This is a genomic window from Stenotrophomonas sp. 10N36, assembly GCF_056395005.1.
Genome location: NZ_JBFTIS010000018.1, coordinates 46,405 through 67,518 on the forward strand (window position 1 = coordinate 46,405; position 21,114 = coordinate 67,518).

20 protein-coding genes are annotated in these 21,114 nt (G+C 68.3%); 16 read left to right on the forward strand and 4 right to left on the reverse strand.

What is annotated here, in order from left to right:
- Nucleotides 1-85: 85 nt before the first annotated feature.
- The 4 genes from ahpF (at nt 86) to AC1DCJ_RS16480 (ending at nt 4,271) form a co-directional block, all read left to right on the forward strand.
- A complete protein-coding gene (gene ahpF, locus AC1DCJ_RS16465) occupies nt 86-1,678 on the forward strand; it encodes an alkyl hydroperoxide reductase subunit F (protein WP_141059560.1) in 1,593 nt (530 codons plus the stop codon).
- Nucleotides 1,679-1,764: 86 nt separating this feature from the next.
- The gene (oxyR, locus tag AC1DCJ_RS16470) at nt 1,765-2,715 is read left to right on the forward strand and encodes a DNA-binding transcriptional regulator OxyR (protein ID WP_038690391.1); all 951 of its coding nucleotides are present in this window, start codon (nt 1,765-1,767) and stop codon (nt 2,713-2,715) included.
- A 139-nt stretch (nt 2,716-2,854) separates the two neighbouring features.
- Nucleotides 2,855-3,262 (forward strand): nucleoside diphosphate kinase regulator, encoded by a 408-nt coding sequence (gene rnk / locus AC1DCJ_RS16475; protein WP_038690393.1) that lies wholly within the window; start codon nt 2,855-2,857, stop codon nt 3,260-3,262.
- 46 nt (nt 3,263-3,308) lie between these two features.
- Nucleotides 3,309-4,271, forward strand: coding sequence for a transaldolase (locus AC1DCJ_RS16480; protein WP_137190991.1), 963 nt, complete (start codon nt 3,309-3,311; stop codon nt 4,269-4,271).
- Between the two features lie 149 nt (nt 4,272-4,420).
- On the opposite strand, the gene msrA is transcribed toward AC1DCJ_RS16480, so the two are convergent.
- Nucleotides 4,421-5,071 (reverse strand): peptide-methionine (S)-S-oxide reductase MsrA, encoded by a 651-nt coding sequence (msrA, locus tag AC1DCJ_RS16485; RefSeq protein WP_478071428.1) that lies wholly within the window; start codon nt 5,069-5,071, stop codon nt 4,421-4,423.
- Nucleotides 5,072-5,101: 30 nt separating this feature from the next.
- Nucleotides 5,102-5,368 carry a putative signal transducing protein gene (locus tag AC1DCJ_RS16490; protein ID WP_038690397.1) on the reverse strand — a complete coding sequence of 89 codons (267 nt, stop codon included), beginning with the start codon at nt 5,366-5,368 and terminating at the stop codon, nt 5,102-5,104.
- Nucleotides 5,369-5,714: 346 nt separating this feature from the next.
- Here AC1DCJ_RS16490 and AC1DCJ_RS16495 point away from each other — a divergent pair, with 346 nt between their 5' ends.
- From AC1DCJ_RS16495 to AC1DCJ_RS16515, 5 genes are all read left to right on the forward strand, one after another.
- On the forward strand, nt 5,715-7,463 hold the full coding sequence (locus AC1DCJ_RS16495; protein WP_478071412.1) for a glutamine--tRNA ligase/YqeY domain fusion protein: 1,749 nt from the start codon (nt 5,715-5,717) through the stop codon (nt 7,461-7,463).
- Nucleotides 7,464-7,514: 51 nt separating this feature from the next.
- A complete protein-coding gene (locus AC1DCJ_RS16500) occupies nt 7,515-8,177 on the forward strand; it encodes a hypothetical protein (RefSeq protein WP_478071413.1) in 663 nt (220 codons plus the stop codon).
- A 111-nt stretch (nt 8,178-8,288) separates the two neighbouring features.
- On the forward strand, nt 8,289-8,849 hold the full coding sequence (locus AC1DCJ_RS16505; protein ID WP_137190993.1) for a nucleoside deaminase: 561 nt from the start codon (nt 8,289-8,291) through the stop codon (nt 8,847-8,849).
- 24 nt (nt 8,850-8,873) lie between these two features.
- A complete protein-coding gene (rlmM, locus tag AC1DCJ_RS16510; RefSeq protein WP_478071414.1) occupies nt 8,874-9,920 on the forward strand; it encodes a 23S rRNA (cytidine(2498)-2'-O)-methyltransferase RlmM in 1,047 nt (348 codons plus the stop codon).
- 61 nt (nt 9,921-9,981) lie between these two features.
- Nucleotides 9,982-10,377, forward strand: coding sequence for an EF-hand domain-containing protein (locus AC1DCJ_RS16515; RefSeq protein ID WP_313426579.1), 396 nt, complete (start codon nt 9,982-9,984; stop codon nt 10,375-10,377).
- 361 nt (nt 10,378-10,738) lie between these two features.
- Here AC1DCJ_RS16515 and AC1DCJ_RS16520 read toward each other — a convergent pair whose 3' ends face one another.
- Both AC1DCJ_RS16520 and ubiH read right to left on the reverse strand, forming a co-directional pair.
- On the reverse strand, nt 10,739-11,914 hold the full coding sequence (locus tag AC1DCJ_RS16520) for a UbiH/UbiF family hydroxylase (protein WP_478071415.1): 1,176 nt from the start codon (nt 11,912-11,914) through the stop codon (nt 10,739-10,741).
- A complete protein-coding gene (ubiH, locus tag AC1DCJ_RS16525) occupies nt 11,911-13,116 on the reverse strand; it encodes a 2-octaprenyl-6-methoxyphenyl hydroxylase (protein WP_478071416.1) in 1,206 nt (401 codons plus the stop codon). The genes AC1DCJ_RS16520 and ubiH overlap by 4 nt, the downstream gene beginning before the upstream one ends.
- A 94-nt stretch (nt 13,117-13,210) precedes the next feature.
- Between ubiH and AC1DCJ_RS16530 the strand changes: the two genes are divergently transcribed.
- The 7 genes from AC1DCJ_RS16530 to rsmA all read left to right on the forward strand — a co-directional run bounded on the left by AC1DCJ_RS16530 (nt 13,211) and on the right by rsmA (nt 21,047).
- Entirely contained in the window at nt 13,211-13,795 is a 585-nt protein-coding gene (locus tag AC1DCJ_RS16530) for a hypothetical protein (RefSeq protein ID WP_478071417.1), read from the forward strand.
- Between the two features lie 13 nt (nt 13,796-13,808).
- Entirely contained in the window at nt 13,809-14,363 is a 555-nt protein-coding gene (locus AC1DCJ_RS16535; protein WP_038690413.1) for a cob(I)yrinic acid a,c-diamide adenosyltransferase, read from the forward strand.
- A gap of 34 nt (nt 14,364-14,397) precedes the next feature.
- Nucleotides 14,398-15,309: a histone deacetylase family protein gene (locus AC1DCJ_RS16540; RefSeq protein WP_038690415.1), complete on the forward strand. Its 912-nt coding sequence runs from the start codon at nt 14,398-14,400 to the stop codon at nt 15,307-15,309.
- A 120-nt stretch (nt 15,310-15,429) separates the two neighbouring features.
- Complete coding sequence (gene lptD / locus AC1DCJ_RS16545; RefSeq protein ID WP_478071418.1) at nt 15,430-17,886, forward strand: LPS-assembly protein LptD; 2,457 nt, start codon at nt 15,430-15,432, stop codon at nt 17,884-17,886.
- Entirely contained in the window at nt 17,883-19,229 is a 1,347-nt protein-coding gene (locus tag AC1DCJ_RS16550) for a peptidylprolyl isomerase (RefSeq protein WP_478071419.1), read from the forward strand. Before lptD ends, AC1DCJ_RS16550 begins: the two co-directional genes overlap by 4 nt.
- Before the next feature lie 7 nt (nt 19,230-19,236).
- Entirely contained in the window at nt 19,237-20,220 is a 984-nt protein-coding gene (pdxA, locus tag AC1DCJ_RS16555) for a 4-hydroxythreonine-4-phosphate dehydrogenase PdxA (RefSeq protein WP_478071429.1), read from the forward strand.
- Nucleotides 20,217-21,047, forward strand: a complete 831-nt coding sequence (gene rsmA, locus AC1DCJ_RS16560) for a 16S rRNA (adenine(1518)-N(6)/adenine(1519)-N(6))-dimethyltransferase RsmA (protein ID WP_478071420.1) — start codon at nt 20,217-20,219, stop codon at nt 21,045-21,047. Before pdxA ends, rsmA begins: the two co-directional genes overlap by 4 nt.
- The last annotated feature ends 67 nt before the right edge of the window (nt 21,048-21,114 follow it).

Sequence of the window (21,114 nt, forward strand, 5' to 3'; positions counted from 1 at the left end):
CGGCTTGGGTTCACCCCCATGTCGCGCAGATGCACCCACGGGGTTCGTCGACGCCGTCTGCTTGCCTGAATCAAGGAGTTTTTCGATGTTGGATGCCAACCTCCAGTCCCAGCTGAAGACCTACCTGGAACGTGTCACCCGCCCGATCCAGATTACGGCGCATGCGGATGACGGCGCCAAGTCGCAGGAGATGCTGGAGCTGCTGAACACGCTGGTCGCGCTGTCGGACAAGATCACCCTGGACGTGCGCCGCGACAGCAGCGAGCGCACCCCGTCGTTCGCGCTGACCACCCCGGGCCAGGACATCCACCTGGCGTTCGCCGGGCTGCCGATGGGCCACGAGTTCACCTCGCTGGTGCTGGCCCTGCTGCAGGTGGGCGGTCACCCGTCCAAGGCCACCGCCGAGCTGATCGAGCAGGTGCAGGGGCTGGAAGGCGAGCTCAAGTTCGAAACCTACTTCTCGCTGTCCTGCCAGAACTGCCCGGACGTGGTGCAGGCACTGAACCTGGCCGCGGTGCTCAACCCGCGCATCCAGCACGTGGCGATCGACGGCGGCCTGTTCCCGGCCGAGGTTGAGGCGCGCCAGATCATGTCGGTGCCCACCGTCTACCTCAACGGCGAAATGTTCGACCAGGGCCGCATGACCCTCGAGCAGATCGTGGCCAAGCTGGACACCGGTTCGGCCAAACGCGACGCCGAGAAGATCGCCGCCAAAGCACCCTTCGACGTGCTGGTGATCGGCGGTGGTCCGGCCGGTGCGGCCGCGGCGATCTATGCCGCGCGCAAGGGCATCCGTACCGGCGTGGCGGCCGAGCGTTTCGGCGGCCAGGTGCTGGACACCATGGCGATCGAGAACTTCATTTCGGTCAAGGAAACCGAGGGCCCGAAGCTGGCCACCGCGCTGGAACAGCACGTGCGCGAGTACGAGGTGGACATCATGAACCTGCAGCGCGGCACGGCACTGACGCCGGCCGGCGACGATGGTCTGGTGGGCATCACGCTGGAGAACGGCGCGGTGTTGAAGTCGCGCACGGTGATCCTGTCCACCGGTGCGCGCTGGCGCCAGATGAACGTGCCCGGCGAAGACCAGTACCGCAACAAGGGCGTGGCGTACTGCCCGCATTGCGATGGCCCGCTGTTCAAGGGCAAGCGCGTGGCGGTGGTGGGCGGCGGCAACTCGGGCGTGGAAGCGGCGATCGACCTCGCTGGCCTGGTGTCGCATGTGACCCTTCTGGAATTTGATGACAAACTCCGGGCCGATGAAGTGTTGCAGAAGAAACTGCGCAGCCTGGGCAACGTCACCATCATCACCAGCGCCCTCACCCAGGAAGTGCTGGGCGATGGCCAGAAGGTGACCGGGCTGGTCTACAAGGACCGCATCGGTGGCGATGCGCACCGGATCGAACTCGAAGGCATCTTCGTGCAGATCGGGTTGCTGCCCAACACCGAGTGGTTGAAGGGCGCGGTGGCGTTGTCGCCGCGTGGCGAGATCGTGATCGACGACCGTGGCCAGACCAGCGTGCCCGGCGTGTTCGCGGCAGGCGATTGCACTACCGTTCCGTACAAGCAGATCATCATCGCGATGGGCGCCGGTTCGACCGCCGCACTGAGTGCTTTTGATCACCTGATCCGCACATCCGTTCCCAAGAGCAGCGGCGCTGTCGCCGAAGCTGCCTGAAACGTCAGGGTCCCGGTTCGCCGGGACCCACCTGCTGGGTAAGCCACGCCGTCACCCGGTCCATTACCGCTTAGAGGTCCAAGGAAATGAACCTACGTGATCTGAAATACCTGGTGGCGCTGGCCGACCACCGGCACTTCGGCCGCGCCGCGGCGGCGTGCTTCGTCAGCCAGCCCACCCTGTCCACCCAGATCCGCAAGCTGGAGGACGAACTGGGCCTGCCCCTGGTCGAACGTGCTCCACGCAAAGTGATGCTGACCCCCGCCGGGGTGGAAGCGGCGGCGCGTGCGCGCACCATCGTGGCCGAGGTCGAGCAGCTGAAAGAAGCCGCACGGCGCAGCCGCGATCCCGAAGCCGGGACGGTGCGCCTGGGCATTTTCCCCACGCTGGGCCCGTACCTGCTGCCGCATGTGATTCCCAACATCCGCGAACGCTTCCCGCAGCTGGAGCTGCTGCTGGTGGAAGAAAAGAGCGACGAGCTGCTGGCGCGGCTGCGCGAAGGCAAGCTGGACGCCGCATTGCTGGCGCTGCCGCTGGACGACGACCAGCTGCACGCCGAATTCCTGTTCGAAGAACCGTTCCTGCTGGCCGTCTCCGGGCAGCACCCGCTGGCGCGCCGGCACCACCTGGATGTGCAGGAGCTGTCCACCCAGAAGCTGCTGCTGCTGGAAGACGGGCACTGCCTGCGCGACCAGGCGCTGGCGGTGTGCCGGCTGTTCGGCGCCAATGAGAAGTCCGAGTTCCGCGCCACCAGCCTGGAGACGCTGCGCCAGATGGTCGCGGCCGACGTGGGCATCACGCTGTTGCCGACCTTGTCAGTGAAGCCGCCGGTGCCGCGCTCGGAAAACATCCGCCTGCTCGATTTCCAGGGCGATGATCGGCCCAGCCGCCGCATCGCGATGGCATGGCGGCGCAGTTCGGCGATGACCGGTTTCCTGCAGCAGCTGGCGCAGCAGTTCAAACGCCTGCCGCAGGAACTGTTCACCTTGGACAACGCCGATTCCGGCGTGCCCCTGACAGCGCGCGGCAACGCCTGACAGGCCGGATGAACCGGCTGCATCGGTCCCTGCGCCGCACGGGTCGCATCCGTCTTCGATAGGCAGCACAATAGAACCCAGGCGGCGCCAGCAGGCGCCGCCTTTTGCATGGGCCATCATTACTCGCAAGGAGCTTTACATGTCCACTTCCAGCGGACTTCCCCCGTCGATCATCGTTTCCAGCCACGACATGGATCGTCTGGACGCCATGCTTGAATCCCCCGCCGTCAGCCAGACCCCGGCCGCCGTGGCCCTGGCCAAGGAGCTCAACCGTGCCACGGTGGTGGCGCCGGACCAGATTCCCGACGGCACCGTCATGATGCATTCGCGCGTGGAATGCGAAGATGAGCTGCAGAACGAAAAGCACGTGCTGACGCTGGTCTATCCGCGCGAAGCCGATGTTGAACAGGGCAAGGTGTCCATCCTTGCGCCGGTGGGTACCGCCCTGCTGGGCCTGTCGGTCGGCCAGACCATGGATTGGGACGCCCCGGGTGGCCGCAAACTGCGCCTGCGCGTGACCGCCGTCCATAACCAGCCCCACGCCTGACCTTCCTGCCGCCGCGCAGGTTCCCGTTTTCGTACCAGGAGTCGCAATGAACACCGTTTCTCCGTCCAAGCTCAGCCAGCTGCGTGATCTGTCCGTCGTGGTAGCCGATACCGGCGACTATGAGGCGATCAAGCGCCTGAAGCCGGTCGACTGCACGACCAACCCGACCCTGGTGAAGAAAGCGCTGGACCTGCCGGTGTATGCGGACCTGATCGAGCGCGAACTGGCCTGGGGCCGCGAGCAGGCCGGCGAGCGCGAGACCATCGTGCACGCCGTGGCCGACCGCCTCACGGTGGGCGTGGGCACGCTGTTGAGTTCGCTGGTGCCGGGCCGGGTGTCCACCGAGGTGGACGCCGACCAGGCCCACGACACCGCCGCGACGGTGGCCAAGGCGCGCCAGTTCATTGCCATGTACGACGCCGCCGGCGTGCCGCGCAGCAAGGTGCTGATCAAGATCGCAGCGACGTGGGCAGGCGTGGAAGCGGCGCGGGTGCTGCAGGCCGAAGGCATCGACTGCAACCTGACGCTGATCTTCAACCCGACCCAGGCGCTGGCCTGCAGCGAAGCGGGCGCGTTCCTGATTTCGCCGTTCGTCGGTCGCATCCTGGACTGGTACGTGGCCAACGGGCAGGCCCCGGCCGACATCGATGCCGACCCGGGCGTGGTGTTCGTGCGCGGGGTGTACGCCGAGTTCAAGCGCCGCGGTTCGCCGACGGTGGTGATGGGCGCATCGTTCCGTTCGACCGCGCAGATCGAGGCGCTGGCCGGCTGCGATCGGCTGACCATTTCGCCGGACCTGCTGGAGAAGCTGGACGCCGACCACGGTGCGCTGCCGCGCAAGCTGGTGGCCGGTGCAGCCGAACCGGTGCAGGTGACGGCGATCGACGCAGCCCGTTTTGCGGCCGACCTGGCCGCCGACCCGATGGCCACCGAGAAGCTGGCCACCGGAATCGACGCATTCGCCAAGGACCTGGAAGCGCTGCGCCAGACGATCCGCGAACGCCTGTAAGCGCGCCGGTGTGTGGACGACAAAAGGCCCCGCACTGCGGGGCCTTTTGGTTTCTCAACCCTCAACAACCGGGGTAGAGCCGACCGTTGGTCGGCTGCCGTTGCAGTGACGTGGGAGCAGCCGACCAACGGTCGGCTCTACCGCATCGCTCACGCATCCACACCAATCGGGCAGCTCACCCCCGTACCGCCGATCCCGCAGTACCCGTTCGGGTTCTTGGCCAGGTACTGCTGGTGATAGTCCTCGGCGTAGAAGTACGTCGGTGCCGGGAACACGATCTCGGTGGTGATCGCGCCCAGCCCGGCGTCCTCCAGACGCTGCTGGTACGCGTCGCGGCTGACGAGGGCCGCATCGAACTGGGCCTGGCTGGTGGCGTGGATGGCCGAGCGGTACTGGGTGCCGGTGTCGTTGCCCTGGCGCATGCCCTGGGTGGGGTCATGGTTCTCCCAGAACACCTGCAGCACCTGGCCCAGCGAGATGATGGCCGGGTCGAACACCACCTCCACGATCTCGGTGTGCCCGGTCATGCCGGAACAGACCTCTTCGTAGGTCGGGTTCGGAGTGGAACCGCCGGCATAGCCCACCGAGGTGGCGTACACGCCCGGCAGCGTCCAGAACTTGCGCTCGGCGCCCCAGAAACAGCCCATCGCCACGCGGATACGCTGCAGGCCGGCGAAACCGTCCTTGAGCGGGTGGCTGTTGACGTAATGCTGGTTGTGCAGCGGCAGCGGCTGGTCCCGGCCCGGCAGCGCCTCGTCCGGGCGCGGCAGGCGCTGCTTGAACGCACCGATGCCCAACAGGCCCTTGGCAATTCCCAACATGGCGGTCTCCTAGGCCGGCAACAGGCCGGCGCTTTCGTCACCGTCGAATATGGGGTCGTCCGGGGCGCCACCCAAGTCGAGCCCGGCCACGATGCCCTCGGCCTCCGGGCGGGCCAGGTCCGGCACGCACACCCGCAGCACCCCGAACAGCGGCAGCTCGCCCATCCCGCCCAGCAATGACTCGCCGAACACGAACGCGGGGATCCCCGCATCCTCCAGCGCATGCTTGACCAGATGGGCGTCAAACAGGTTGTCGGCCTGGTAGATCACGTGCATGGGCGGGCTCCGGCGGGGATGGCCCCAGCATACCCCCGGGGGCTGAAGGCGTGCCCACCCACGCACTTCACCTGCCGGAACGGTGTGGGGAAACGCCCGGCGTCGCCGGCTGCGCACGGGTAGTGCCGGCCGCTGGCCGGCTCCGCGGACTGCCTGCATTGTCCGGAGCCGGCCTGCGAAAGGCGTGCCGACCAACGGTCGGCACCTACCTGGTCTTTCCTGGGTCATGGGGAGCCGGCCTGCGAGAGGTGTGCCGACCAACGGTCGGCACCTACCCGTTTAGCCTGTCGCCTTGCGACAGGCTAAACTGTTGGTCTTTCTGCCTTTTAGACTGCGACCGCGCACCATGTCCGAGCCTACTGCCGCCCCCACCGACGCCCTTCCGGAAGCCCATGAAAAGCGGGATTTCATCCGTCAGATCGTCCGTGAGGACCTGGCCGCGGGCAAGCATGCCGCGATCAAGACCCGCTTCCCGCCCGAGCCCAACGGCTACCTGCACATCGGCCATGCCAAGTCGATCTGCCTGAACTTCGGCATCGCCGGCGAGTTCGGCGGCGTGTGCAACCTGCGCTTCGACGACACCAACCCGGCCAAGGAAGACCCCGAGTATGTGGCCGCCATCCAGGACGACGTGCGCTGGCTGGGCTTTGAGTGGAACGAACTGCGCCACGCCTCGGACTACTTCGATGCCTACTACCTGGCCGCCCAGAAGCTGATCCGCGACGGCAAGGCCTACGTGTGCGACCTGTCGGCCGAGGAAGTGCGCGCCTACCGCGGCACCCTGACCGAGCCGGGCCGCCCCTCGCCGTACCGCGAGCGCAGCGTGGACGAAAACCTGGACCTGTTCGCGCGCATGCGCGCCGGTGAGTTCCCGGACGGTGCCCGCACCGTGCGCGCGAAAATGGACATGGCCAGCGGCAACATCAACCTGCGCGATCCGGCGCTGTACCGCATCAAGCACGTCGAGCACCAGAACACCGGCAACGCCTGGCCGATCTACCCGATGTACGACTTCGCGCACGCGCTGGGTGATGCGCTCGAAGGCATCACCCATTCGTTGTGCACGCTGGAATTCGAAGACCACCGCCCGCTGTACGACTGGTGCGTGGACAACGTCGACTTCGCCCACGACGACGCACTGACCGCACCGCTGGTCGAGCGCGGCCTGCCGCGTGAGGCGGCCAAGCCGCGCCAGATCGAGTTCTCGCGGTTGAACATCAACTACACGGTGATGAGCAAGCGCAAGCTGATGGCGCTGGTCACCGAACAGCTGGTGGACGGCTGGGAAGACCCGCGCATGCCGACCCTGCAGGGCCTGCGTCGCCGCGGCTACACCCCGGCGGCGATGCGCCTGTTCGCCGAGCGCGTGGGTATCAGCAAGCAGAATTCGATGATCGATTTCAGCGTGCTTGAAGGCGCGCTGCGCGAAGACCTGGACAGCGCCGCGCCGCGCCGCATGGCCGTGGTCGACCCGGTCAAGCTGGTGCTGACCAACCTGCCGGAAGGCCACGCCGAAACGCTGACCTTCTCCAACCACCCCAAGGACGAGGCGTTTGGTACCCGCGAGGTGCCGTTCGCACGCGAACTGTGGATCGAGCGCGAGGACTTCGCCGAGATCCCGCCCAAGGGCTGGAAGCGCCTGGTGCCGGGCGGCGAAGTGCGGCTGCGCGGCGCCGGCATCATCCGCTGCGATGAGGTCATCAAGGACGCCGAGGGCACCATCACCGAGCTGCGTGGCTGGCTGGACCCGGAATCGCGCCCGGGCATGGAAGGCGCCAACCGCAAGGTCAAGGGCACCATCCACTGGGTCAGCGCGGTGCATGCCGTGGCGGCCGAGATCCGTCTGTACGACCGCCTGTTCTCGGTGCCCAACCCGGACGATGAAACCGACGGCAAGACCTACCGCGACTACCTCAACCTCGACTCGCGTCGCACCGTCACCGGCTATGTCGAGCCGGCCGCGGCCAGCGCCACGCCGGAGCAGTCGTTCCAGTTCGAGCGCACCGGCTATTTCGTCGCCGACCGCCGCGACCACACCTCCGCCACGCCGGTGTTCAACCGCAGCGTGACCCTGCGCGATACCTGGTCGACCTGACCGGCGCACAACGATGCTGCTGCCAGACGGCAGCATCTCAAGGAGGAAGCGATGGGTGTGTTGTCGGCGGTGCTGTATTTCTTCAGCCAGCATCCTTTCCTGAGCTTCCCAGTGTGCCTGTTGCTGGGTGGCCTGCTGGTCTGGTGGCGCGAAAACCTGCTGTGGCTGGTCGCCGCGTTCCTGCTCGGCACGTTCAACATCGTCGCCGGCCAGATGGTCAATGCGGCGTTCCTCAACGCCGTGGGCGAGCGGGGCACCGGGGTGATCGTGCGCAGCGAGGAAACCAGCTCCCGCCTCAACGAGCAGTCCATCTGGCGCTACGAAGCCATCGTGCATACCCGCGACGGCCGGGATGTAGAGACAACGCTATTCACCCACACCGTCTCCCTGTGGCCGCTGCGCAACGAGATCCAGGTGCCGGGTGTAAACCAGGTGTTCGAACTGATGTACGTACCCGGCTACCCACGCAACATCGTGATCCTTACCGAGTCGTCGGCGCACGGGCAGGCCCGGCAACGGTTGGCGGCACGCGAGGTCGTGGAGGTCGCCGAGCGGAAGTACCGTTTCAGCCCCAGTAATGCCGCGTTCGAGCAGGACTACCGGCAAGCGATGCACGCGTTCATCCAAGCCAACGATGGCGACCCGAACCAGCAGGTCGCGGTGGCACGGTATCGCCGCCAGCTGCGCGAATTGGATGCGTCCCTCCCACCCTGATCACAGCCCTCGCCCCCTTTTTCACGTGACCGTGTTCAGCGCGGGCACGGCATCCCCCCGAGCGGCCCGATACACTGCCGCTGCTCCACCTTTGAAGAGGCCTACGTCCCGATGCTGTACGCGCAAGTCCACCTCACCCTGCCCGCCTGGATCCACGACCAGATCGACCTGGCCCGTGTGTATCCCGACGATGCCGCCAAGGTCGCCCTGGCGATCGAGCTGTCGCGCCTGAATGTCGAGGCGGAAACCGGCGGCCCGTTCGGCGCGGTGGTGTTCGGCCCGGACCACCGCGTCATCGCCGCCGGCGTCAACCGCGTGGTGCCGCACAGCACCTCGCTGGCCCATGCCGAAAACATGGCCTACATGCTGGCCCAGCAGCGCCTGCAGACCCCGCGCCTGAACGACGTGCTGAGCCCGATCACTCTGGCCACCTCGTCGCAGCCTTGCTGCCAGTGCTACGGCGCCACCATCTGGGCCGGCATCGACCGGCTGCTGATCGGGGCCAGCGCGCAGGACGTGGAAGAACTCACGGCGTTCGATGAAGGCCCGCTGCCGGCCGACTGGGTCGGTGAACTCAACAAGCGCGGCATCGAGGTGGTGCGCGACATTGAACGCGACGCCGCGCGCGCCGTGCTGCGCCAGTACGGGGAGATCAACGGTGCGCATTACTGACCGCCGCGCCTCGGGCGCGCTGCGATGAGCGGCCTGCTGTGTCTGTGCCGCCAGGGGTTCGAGCCGGAACTGGCCGGTGAACTGTCCGAGCGCGCCGCCTATGCCGGCATCGCCGGCTATGCGCGCACCCAGCGCAATGACGGCTACGTGCTGTTCGCCACCGACGAAGGCGCCGCGCTGTCCAAGGCGCTGCCGTGGCGGTCGCTGATCTTCGCGCGCCAGAAGCTGGTGGTGCTGGCTGAGCTGCGTGAGCTGGACCCCAGCGACCGCATCACCCCGATCATCGCTGCGCTTCAGGGGCAGCAACGCTTCGGCGACATGTGGGTCGAGCATCCGGACTCGGATGAAGGCAAGCCGCTGGCCGGCCTGGCCCGCGCGTTCGGCAATGCGCTGCGTCCGGCGCTGCGCAAGGCCGGCCTGCTCACCGACAAGGCCAACACCGCGCTGCCGCGCGTGCACGTCGTGTTCGTCGATGGCCGCCATGTGTTCGTCTGCGTAAGCGACACCCGCGACAGCGCGCCGTGGGCGCTGGGCATTCCGCGCCTGAAGCTGCTGCCCGATGCCCCGTCGCGGTCGGCGTTGAAGCTGGACGAAGCCCTGCTCACCCTGCTCACCCCGGAAGAACGCGAACAGCTGGTCAAGCCGGGCATGCGCGCGGCCGACCTGGGCGCTGCGCCGGGCGGCTGGACCTGGGTGCTGACCCGCCAGCACGTCAAGGTGATCAGCGTGGACAACGGCCCGCTGCGCGAGCACGTGCTGGAGACCGGGCTGGTGGAACACCTGCGGGCCGACGGCTTCCATTGGCAGCCCGAGACGCCGCTGGACTGGATGGTCTGCGACATGGTGGAACAGCCGCGCCGGGTGGCCGAGCGCATGGCCACCTGGTTCCGCGAAGGCTGGTGCAAGCATGCGATCTTCAACCTCAAGCTGCCGATGAAGAAGCGCTGGGACGAGACCCGCCTGTGCCTGGACCTGTTCCAGGAACAGGCCGGCAAACCGCTGGTGGTACGGGCCAAGCAGCTTTACCACGACCGTGAGGAAATCACGGTGCTGGCCTCGCCGCTGCGCTGATCAACGCAGTACAGCCGGGCATGGCCCGGCTCTGCCCGCCCACGTAACCCACGGAGTCTGCATGCGACCTCGCCCCACCCTGCTGCTGATGTTGTGCCTGCTGCCTTCGCTCGCTTTGGCGCAGGCCTACACGCCGTCGCCGGCGATCAGTGAACCGCTGCGCGAGGTCCCCGCCAGCGTGCGCACGCAGTCGCTGTCCGAGGGCCGGGTGACCCATCAGGTGACCTTGGCCGCCCCGGCGGGCGAGGCAGCGGTGACGGTGCGGTCGGTGCAGCCGGTGAGCGTGGTGGGCCAGTACCGGTTCGCGTTCGCGACGCTGGACACCGATGGCGATGGCTTCATCAGCCGCGCCGAGGCGCAGGCCAACCCGGCGTTGGCCGATGAGTTCGGCGCCCTGGATGTGAAGCGGCGCGGCAAGCTGGACCGTGCTGACCTGGCCGGTTGGCTGACCGACTGAGGCGGCCGCGCCACCATCGTGCATCCGGGCAGAGCCCGGCTCTACGGCCCAACGCATCGCCACGTCACGTAGAGCCGGGCTCTGCCCGGATGCGCGTTGCCGACATTGCCATGGCCTGACGCAAGCCGGGCAGAGCCCGGCTCTACGGCCCAACGCACCGCCACAGTCACGTAGAGCCGGGCTCTGCCCGGCTGCGCACAGCCCGACGCATCGCCACAGTCACGTAGAGCCGGGCTCTGCCCGGCTGCGCACAGCCCAACGCATCGCCACCGCCACGTAGAGCCGGGCTCTGCCCGGCTGCGCACGGCCCAAACGCACCGCCACCGCCACGTAGAGCCGGGCTCTGCCCGGCTGCGCGGTCTCACACGCCGGCGGCGCGCTTCCAGAACATCGACACCAGCGGCGGCAGTTTGCCGGCGCAGCCCAGTACGCGGCCGCGGGCCAGGGTCAGGTGCAGCTCGTCGTTGGAGAACACGGTGTTGATCGCATCGAAACTGTAGGCGGCCACGGTGTTCTCGCTGCGCCGTTCACGCGCCCAGCGCTGCAGCCGGTGCGGTGACATCCAGTCCTGGCGGCGCTGCTGCGCCTGCAGGACCAGCGTGCGCAGCGCGGCCACGTCGCGCAGGCCCAGGTTGACGCCCTGCCCCGCCAGCGGGTGCACCACGTGCGCCGCATCGCCCAACGCCAGCACGCGCCCGGCCACGTAACCGGTGGCCAGCTGGCGACGCAAGGGGAAGGCCGCCCGCCGCGATGCCAGCGTCATCGCCCCCAGCCGCCCGGCGAAGGCCTGGGTGAGCTCACGCCCGAAGGCGGCCTCGTCCAGCGCCAGCACCCGCTCGGCCTCGGCATCGGGCAGGGTCCAGACAATCGAGCTGCGCTTCCCGGCAATGGGCAGCACCGCGAGCGGCCCGGTCACCAGGAAGCGCTGCCACGCGGTGGCTTCGTTGTCGTTTTCGCTGTCCACGTAGGCGACCATGCCGCGCTGGCCATAGTCCTGGCGGCTGACCTCCAGCCCGGCCAGGCGGCGCAGGGTGGATTCGGCACCGTCGGCGGCAATGGCCAGCGATGCTTCCAGCCGGCGGCCATCCTCCAACCGCAGGCGCACGCCGTCGGCGTCCTGTTCCAGCGCTTCCACGCGCGCCGGGCAGCACACCTGCACACCGGCCGCCGGCAGCGCCGCCCACAGGCGGTCCACCAGCAGGTCGTTCTCCACGATCCAACCCAACTGCTCGCGGCCGAGGTGGTCGGCATCGAACCGCAGTTCATCGCCGCCGCCGGCGTCCCACACGCGCATGCGCCGGTAGGCACAGGCACGCGCCGCGGTGACGGCCGGCCATACCCCGAGCGCGGCCAGCAGGGCCGCGTTGTCCGGCGCAAACGCATACACGCGCAGGTCCGGCTGCTGCGGCTGCCACGGTGGCGGCTCGCGGCCTTCCACCAGGGTGACCTGCAGGCCCGTGTCGGCCAACGCCAGCGCACAGGCCGCGCCGACCACGCCGCCGCCCACCACGATCACATCGCGCGCGCGCCGGCTCATGCGCCCGCTCCGCGGCACAGCGCCGGCACTTCGCCACGGAAGCCCATCGCCCCGCCCACCAGCATCGACTGCATCGGGGTGGCCTGCGCGGCCAGCAGCCCCAGGCTGCGCAGCGGCCGCATCAACGGCGCCGGATTGCTGGTCAAGCGGGCCAGCCCGCCGGAGAAGGCGATGGTTTGCGCGCGGTCTTCGGCGCGGCGGGCCACGTGCGCCTGCAGCAGCGCGTCGCTGCCCGGGTCCTGCGCATCGGCCACCAGCTCGGCGAGAGTGAGCGCGTCGCGCAGGCCCAGGTTGAAGCCCTGTGCGCCCAACGGATGGATGGTCTGCGCGGCATTGCCCAGCAGCACCGCGCGCTCGCCCACCAACGCCTGGGCCAGCACCTGGATCAGCGGGTAGGCGCTGCGCGGGCCGCTTTCCAGCAACCGCCCGGCGCGCCAGCCGATCGCGTCCTGCAGGCGCTGCAGCCACGCCGCGTCGTCCAGCGCGTGTACCGCCTCTACCTGGTCGCGGGCCACCCCGTGCACGGCGCCAAAGTGCCGATCACCACGCGGCAACAGCGCGGTGGGGCCGGTATCGGTGAACCGCTCATAGGCGGTTCCATCGGGCGCACGCGCGCCACGCACCCGCGACACGAACAGGGTCTGCTCGAAATCGTGTTCGTCCACGCCGATGCCGAGCGCCTCGCGCACACCACTGCGGGTGCCGTCGGCGCCGACCACCAGCCGGGCCAGCAGACAGCGTTCGCCGCTGTCGTCGGCAATGAACACCTCACGGTACCCGTCGACAGTGGCGCCGAGCCGCACGAAGCGTGCCGGGCGGTAGCGGGTAAGGTGCGACAGCGCCTGCAGGCAGGTTTCCAGCGCGGTGCCGAAATCACGCGCCACCACCACTTGGCCGAACCACGGCCGCTGGTACTGCGCGGCGTCCATCTGCACCCGGCCGAAATCGCCGGCACGGCTGACATGGATGCGGGTGATCGCACCGGGCGGCGTGCCCAGCCGCTGCATCACGCCCAACGCGGTGAGCGCGTTGACCGTGGCGGCGGCGAAGCTGAGGTTGCGCTGGTCGAATACCGTCGGCAGGGCGCCGGCCGGGGTGGCTTCCACCAGCCCGACGTCGCGCCCGGCGCGGTCCAGCGCAATGGCCAGGCTGGCACCCACCAGCCCGCCGCCCACGATCACTACGTCATGTCGTTCACTCATGCCGCCATGATAAGCGCTGGGCCGTTCCCGGGGCGTGCGGCGGCCTGCCGCAGCAGGCGCTAGAATGAATGCCTGACCCTTTCCCGTGGCTGCCATGTCCACCACCGCCCAACGCGCCTTCGTCCTGTCCGTGCTCGTACTGCTGATGGCCGCCACCCGGGTCAATCACTTCATGGCGATCCCGGATGCCTCCTGGGCCGTGTTCTTCATCGGCGGGTTCTACCTGCGCAGCTGGACCCGCTGGGCGTTCCCGCTGCTGATGGCGCTGGCCATCGTGATCGACATCCTGGTGATCCGCAGCAGCGGCCAGCAGTACCTGCAGCATTACTGCGTCTCGCCCGGCACCTGGATGCTGCTGCCGGCGTACTTCTCGATGTGGGCCGGCGGCCTGCTGCTGCGCCAGGGCTACCACGGCGCCCAGTGGCTCACGCTGGGCAAGGCCGCCCTGCTGCTGGTGGCCGCGGTGGCGGTCTGCCACCTGTTCGCGCAGGGCGGGTTCTACTGGAGCAGCGACATGGTGGCCGAGCCGACCGCCGCCGGCTGGCTGAAGAACTACGCCGACTGGTTCGTGCCCTACCTGCGCACCGCCGCGATCTATGTCGGCCTGGCCGCCGCCCTGCAGCTGACCACCGAACCGGTCGGCAAGCTGCTGCAGGCGCGCCACGACGTCCTGCGCTGAGCGGCCGGCACGCATGGGCAATCGGCTTTCACGCATCTATACCCGCACCGGCGATGACGGCAGCACCGGACTCGGCGATGGCAGCCGGGTGCCCAAGGATGCCCAGCGGGTCAACGCCTACGGCACCGTCGACGAGGCCAACTCGGCGCTGGGCGTGCTGCTGGCGGTCGCCCTACCCGACGACGTGCGGGCGCTGCTGACCACCGTGCAGCACCAGTTGTTCGACCTGGGCGGGGAGCTCTGCATTCCCGGCCACGCGGCCATCCAGGCGGCCGACATCGACGCCCTGGAGCAGCAGCTCGACCATTACAACGCCGACCTGCCCGCCCTGAAGGACTTCATCCTGCCGGCCGGCGGCGAGGCGGCCGCACGCTGCCACCTGGCCCGCACCATCGTGCGCCGGGCCGAGCGCGAAACGGTGACCCTGGCGCGGCTGGAGCCGGTGCGCGCCGAAGCCATCGGCTACCTCAACCGCCTTTCCGACCTGCTGTTCGTGCTGGCCCGGGTGCTGGCCCGCGCCGACGGGCACGGCGAGGTGGTGTGGCGCCACGAACGCCGCCACGCCTGAGCCCTCCTGCCGCCCCACCGGAACCCCTGCCCGCATGCTGGTTTTTACCCACCCTGCCTGTCTGCAACACGATCCCGGCCGCGGCCACCCCGAATCCCCGCAGCGCCTGCAGGTGGTGCTCGATGCCCTGCTCGCCGCCTTCCCCGACCAGCTGGACTGGCGCCAGGCGCCGCCGGCCAAGCTGGGCGAGCTGGCCCGCGTGCACGACAGCGAGCTGATCGACCTGGTGCTCAAGGCGCAGACCGAGCCGCTGCGCCAGATCGACATGGACACCCTGACCTCGCCCGGTTCGGCCAGCGCGGCCCTGCATGCCGCCGGTGCCGGCGTGGCCGCCGTGGACGCGGTGATGCTGGGCGATGACCCGGTCGCGTTCTGCGCGGTGCGCCCGCCGGGCCACCACGCCACCGCCAGCACCGCGATGGGGTTCTGCCTGCTCAACAACATCGCCGTGGCCGCCGCCTATGCGCGCGACCGCTACGGCCTGGAACGCATCGCCATCGTCGATTTCGACGTGCACCACGGCAACGGCACCCAGGACATCTTCATCGCCGACCCGGGGGTGGCCTACTACAGCACCCACCAGGCCGGGCTGTTTCCCAATTCGGGGCTGCGTCGCGACCGCGGTGCCGGCAACCTGATGAACATCCTGCTGCCGCCGGGCAGCGGCGGATTCCGCTTCCGCAACACCTGGGCCGATGAAATGCTGCCGGCCATCGACGATTTCCGCCCGCAGCTGCTGCTGATCTCGGCCGGTTTCGATGCGCATCTGCGCGATCCGCAGGCCGACCTGATGCTGGAGACCGACGATTTCGCCTGGATCACCGCCGAGCTGCGCGGGCTGGCCCGGCGTCATGGCGGTGGCCGGGTGGTGTCCATGCTGGAGGGCGGATACGACCTGCAGGCCTTGGCCGAATGCAGCGTGGCCCACGTCGGCCAGCTGCGCTGAACACCTGCGCGGGTCGAGCCCGCGCATGAACCTGAACCCTTGGCCGGGCAAGGCCTTCATTGCCCCTATGCAAGGGATGGGGCAAGCTACGATCCGTTTTCCCCCGAATCCGACTCCCGCGTGCGCCGAGCCCTCCGCCTGCTGCCTCTCCCCCTGAGCATCGCCATCTGCCTGCCGGCCATGGCCGACGACAAACCGGTGAACTGGGGCCTGTGCCCGGCCACTGACGTGCTGCCCGTGTTCGACGATGCGCCCAAAGCCGACAAGGCCGCGGCCGCCACGCGCGACCAGCAGGACACCGACATCGAGGGCGACCAGCTGTTTGGCACGTCCACGGTGCCGCAGTACCAGGGCAACGTCGCGCTCAAGCGCGGCGACCAGTTCCTGGGTACCGACCACCTGAGCTTCGACACCGAAAGCGGCAACTACATCGCCGAGGGCAACGTCCGCTACCAGGACTCCTCGATCCGGATGGTGGCCAAACGCGCCGAAGGCAACCAGGAAGCGGACACCCACAAGATCAGCGACATCCAGTACCAGCTGGTGGATCGCCGTGGCAACGGTGGCGCCGAATCGGTGGACCTGCAGGGTGCGGTCGGGCAGATGCACCGCTCCACCTACACCACCTGCGACCCGTCCCAGCCGGTCTGGAAGCTGTCGGCGCCGCAGATCGAAGTGGACAACGACGAAGGCTTCGGCACCGCGCGCAACGCCGTGCTGCGGATCGGCAAGGTCCCGGTGCTGTGGGCGCCGTACTTCAAGTTCCCGATCGACGACCGTCGCCAGACCGGCCTGCTGTACCCGCAGCTGGGCCTGTCCGGGCGCAACGGCTTCGATTACGCCCAGCCGATCTACTTCAACCTGGCGCCGAACTACGACGACACCCTGACCCCGCGCTACATGAGCAAGCGCGGCCTGATGGTCGACAACGAGTTCCGCTACCTCTACGACGGGGGCCGCGGCACGTTGCTGACGGCCTACCTGCCCAACGACAAGCTGCGTGACAAGGATCGCGGCCGGGTCGAGTTCGAGGGCTACCACAACATCAATGCCAACTGGCAGGCGCGCGCCAATATCGCCTGGGTCAGCGATGAGCGGTACACCGAGGACTTCTCCAGCAAGCTGCTGGGCGTGACCGCATCCAACCTGCAGAGCCAGGTGGGCATCTACGGCACCGGCGAGAACTGGACCGGCGGCCTGATGGCCGATTACTGGCAGCTCACCGACTACACCCTGACCGAAGATTCGCTGCCGTATGCGCGCCAGCCGCGCGCGTTCTTCAACTGGGACAAGCCGCTGCTGCCGTGGCTGGAAGCGGGCGTGTATACCGAAGCCGTGCGCTTCACCCACGATGACAACCGCCGCAAGATCGTCGATGGAGACGGCGAATACCTCCGCTCCGGCGTGGTTGATCCGCGCTTCAACGGGTCGCGCCTGGACGTCAAACCCTACGTGTCGCTGCCCTTCAGCGGGCCGTCGTGGTACGTGACCCCGACGCTGGCCTACCGCTACACCGCCTACGACCTCGAGCAGGGCCTGGCCGACCAGGTCCGCCGCCAGGCGCTTTCCGACGCGGGCATCGACCCGAATACGGCTACCCCGGACCAGCTGCGCGGCAACACCTCGCCCAGCCGCAGCCTGCCGGTGGCCAGCCTCGACGCGGGCATGTTCTTCGACCGCGAGACCACCATCGGCGGCAAGTCGTTCCTGCACACCCTGGAGCCGCGCCTGTTCTACCTGCGCACGCCGTACCGCGACCAAAGCGAGCTGCCGATCTTCGATACCCGCGACTTCACCTTCAGCTGGGGCCAGCTGTTCCGCGATTCGCGCTATACCGGCGCCGACCGCCAGAACGATGCCAACCAGTTGACGATGGCGTTGAGCACCCGCTTCATCGACCAGACCACCGGTCGCGAGCGCTTCTCCGGCAGCATCGGCCAGATCCTGTACTTCGATGATTCGCGGGTCACCCTGCCGGGCCAGCAGTCCCAGGTCGAGCAGGGCAAGTCGGCGTGGATCGCCGATGCCAATTACGCCGTCAACGACCGCTGGACGCTGGGCGCCACCTACCAGTGGGATCCCAAGTACAAGCGGGAGGACCTGGCCAGCCTGCGGGCGCGGTATCTGATGTCCAACGACGGCGTCGTCAACCTGACCTACCGCTACCGCATCAACGCGGCTGCGCCGGTCACCGCGACCAAGGAAGAGCGCACGCTGCTTGAACAGGTCGACCTGTCCTTCCTGTACCCGATCAGCCCGCGCTGGAGCCTGGTGGGGCGCTACTACTACTCCCTTGAAGACAAGAAGCCGCTGGAAATCATCGGTGGCGTGCAGTGGGACAGCTGCTGCCTGGCTGTTCGCGCCATCGCCCGTCGTTACGTGCGCAACCGCGAGGGCGAGCTGAACAATTCCTTCCAGATCGAGTTCGTGCTCAAGGGCTTGAGCTCCATCGGGCAGAACACGGACCGCACCTTGCGCCGTGCTATTCTCGGGTACTACCGAGACGACCTCTATCTCGTGCCGCCCAGCAACACCGGGGCCGACCGCGACGACTACGATCCGAATCAGATCCCATGACCAAGACCCTTCCCGTTCTACTCGCTTCCCTGCTGGCGGTGACCACCGTCTCAGCACCGCTGCAGGTGCTGGCCCAGCAGAGCCAGCCGCTGGACCGCATTGCCGCCATCGTCGATGAAGACGTGGTGCTGCAGAGCGAACTGGACCGCGCGATCCAGAACATCAAGGCGCAGTACGCCGGTCGTGAGAACCAGCTGCCGCCGGAAGACGTGCTGAGCCGCCAGGTGCTGGAACGCCTGGTGCTGGTCAAGCTGCAGGTGGCCCGCGCCCAGAGCAGCGGGATCAAGATCGGCGACCAGGAGCTCAACCAGGCCCTGAACGCGATCGCCCAGCAGAACGGCTCCAACCTGGACGCCCTGCGCCAGCGCCTGGCCCGTGACGGCATCGACTTCAACGATTTCCGCAACTCGGTCCGCGATGAAATCACCGTGCAGCGCCTGCGCCAGAGCTTCGCGCAGAGCCGCATCAGCGTCAGCGAGGGTGAAGTGGATGCCGCGCTGAAGCAGCAGGCCTCGGTCGGCACCCAGTACCATCTGGCGCACATCCTGATCGGCCTGCCCGAAGCCGCCACCGCCGATCAGATCAGCACCGGCCAGAAGAAGGCCGATGGCGTCAAGGCGCTGCTGGACAAGGGTGAACTGGACTTCAACGCCGCTGCCGTCCGCTATTCGGACAGCCCCAACGCGCTGGAAGGCGGCGACCTGGGCTGGCGTTCGCTGGATGAAATCCCCAACGCATTCGCGCAGATGATGACGCAGATGAAGGCCGGCGACGTGCTGGGCCCGATTCGTGGCCCGAGCGGCTTCCAGCTGCTGAAGCTGGTGGAAGTGCGCGATGCCAGCGCCGCCGCCGGCGGCCAGACCATCACCGAATACCATGCCCGCCATATCCTGATCCGCATCACCGATCAGCAGGACAATGCCGCGGCCAAGGCCAAGATCGAGACGCTGCGCGCCCGCATCGCCGGCGGCGCCGATTTCCAGGCCGTGGCCAAGGAAGCGTCGGACGACAACAACAGCAAGGGCCAGGGCGGCGATCTGGGTTGGTTCCCGGCCGATGCCTTCGGCCCGGACTTCGGCAAGCAGGTGGCGGGCGTGGAAGACGGCGGCGTGAGCCCGGCCTTCCGCACCGATGCCGGCTGGCACATCGTGCAGCGCGTTGCCACGCGCCAGACCGATGCGACCACCGACAACCAGCGCGCCCAGGTGCGCGAGACCATCGGTCGCCGCAAGCTGGAAGAAGAGTACAACCGCTACCTGCAGGAACTGCGTGGCGAAGCCTACGTCAACCTGCGTACCGGCGCGGACGCCACCGGCACCGCCACCACGCCGCCGCAGTCCTGAGGTCGACCTGATGATCCCGCAGCTCGCTCTGGTACCGGGCGAGCCCGCCGGGATCGGTCCGGAACTCTGCATCCGCCTTGCCCAGCAGCCGCGCACCGAGTGCCGGCTGCTGGCCTTCGCCGACCCGGACACCCTGCACGCCGCCGCCGCGGCGCTGTCGCTGCCCCTGCAGCTCCTGCCTGAAGATGCCATCGCCCGCCAGCCGGGCGATCTGCGCGTGCGCGCGGTGCGCAATGCCGTCCCCTCACGCTTCGGCCACGCCGATCCGGCCAATTCCGGCGCGGTGATCGGCGCGCTGCTGCAGGCCGGGCAGGCCTGCCTGTCCGGTGAACTGGACGGCGTGGTGACCGGCCCGGTGCACAAGGCGGTGATCAACCAGGGCGGCATTGCCTACAGCGGCACCACCGAACTGCTGGCCGACCAGGCCGGCGTGGAAGTGGTGATGATGCTGGCCAACGACATCGTGCGCGTAGCCCTGGCCACCACCCACCTGCCGCTGCGCGCGGTGGCCGATGCCATCACCGCTGATGGCCTGGCGCGCACCCTGCACACCGTGCATGCCGCCCTGCAGCGCGACTTCGGCATCGCCACGCCGCGCATCGCGGTGCTTGGCCTGAACCCGCATGCGGGGGAAGACGGCCACCTGGGGCGTGAAGAGCTGGACCTGATCATTCCCCTGCTGCAGTGCCTGCGCGACCAGGGCATGGACCTGATCGGGCCGCTGCCGGCCGACACCGCGTTCCTGCCGGCCAAGCTGGCCGGGTTCGACGCGGTGCTGGCGATGTACCACGACCAGGGCCTGCCGGTGCTCAAGTACAGCGGCTTCGAACAGGCCGTCAATATCACCCTGGGCCTGCCCTATCCGCGGGTGGCCGTCGACCACGGCACCGCGCTGGACATGGCCGGCCGGGGCATCGCCGACCCTTCCAGCCTCCTCGCTGCCACCGCGCTGTGTGCCCGGCTGGCGCGGCAACGTAAGATGGTGCCATGACTTCGTATTCCTCCTCGGCCGGCGGGTTCACCGCGCCGCCCAAAAAGCAGCTTGGCCAGCACTTCCTGGCCGATCGCAGCTACATCGACAAGATCGTGCTGGCGGTCAACCCCAAGGACGACGACCGCCTGGTCGAGATCGGCCCGGGCCAGGGCGCCATCACCCTGCCGCTGCTGCGCCGCCATCCGCGCCTGACCGTGATCGAGTTCGATCGCGACCTGATCGCGCCGCTGACCGCCGCCGCTGAACCGCTGGGCGAGCTGACCATCGTGCACCGCGACGTGCTGCAGGTGAACTTCACCGAGCTGGCCGGCGACGGCCAGATCCGGCTGGTGGGCAACCTGCCCTACAACATCTCCTCACCGATCCTGTTCCACGCCATGGAGCATGCGGCGGTGATCCGCGACATGCACTTCATGCTGCAGAAGGAAGTGGTGGACCGCATGGCTGCCGGCCCCGGCAGCAAGGTCTACGGCCGCCTGAGCGTGATGCTGCAGGCATGGTGCAAGGTGACGGCGCTGTTCGTGGTGCCGCCCGGTGCCTTCCGGCCGCCGCCGAAGGTGGACTCGGCCGTGGTGCGGCTGGTGCCGCGTGATCCGGACACCGTCGGCATCATTGACCGCAAGCGCTTCGCCGATGTGGTCCGGGCCGCCTTCGGGCAGCGCCGCAAGACCCTGCGCAACGCCCTGAACGGGGTGGTCACGCCCGAGCAGTTCGAGGCCGCGGGCGTGCGCAGCGATGCCCGTGCCGAGCAGCTGGAAGTGGCGCAGTTCATCGCCCTGGCCAACGTTCCGCAGGTGGCGGCCGACGACACGCCGCAGGAATGACCGCCCCGCCCTGCGCCGTTGACCGGGCGCAGGCACGTAACACCGCTTGAATTCCCTGAAGGAGCGC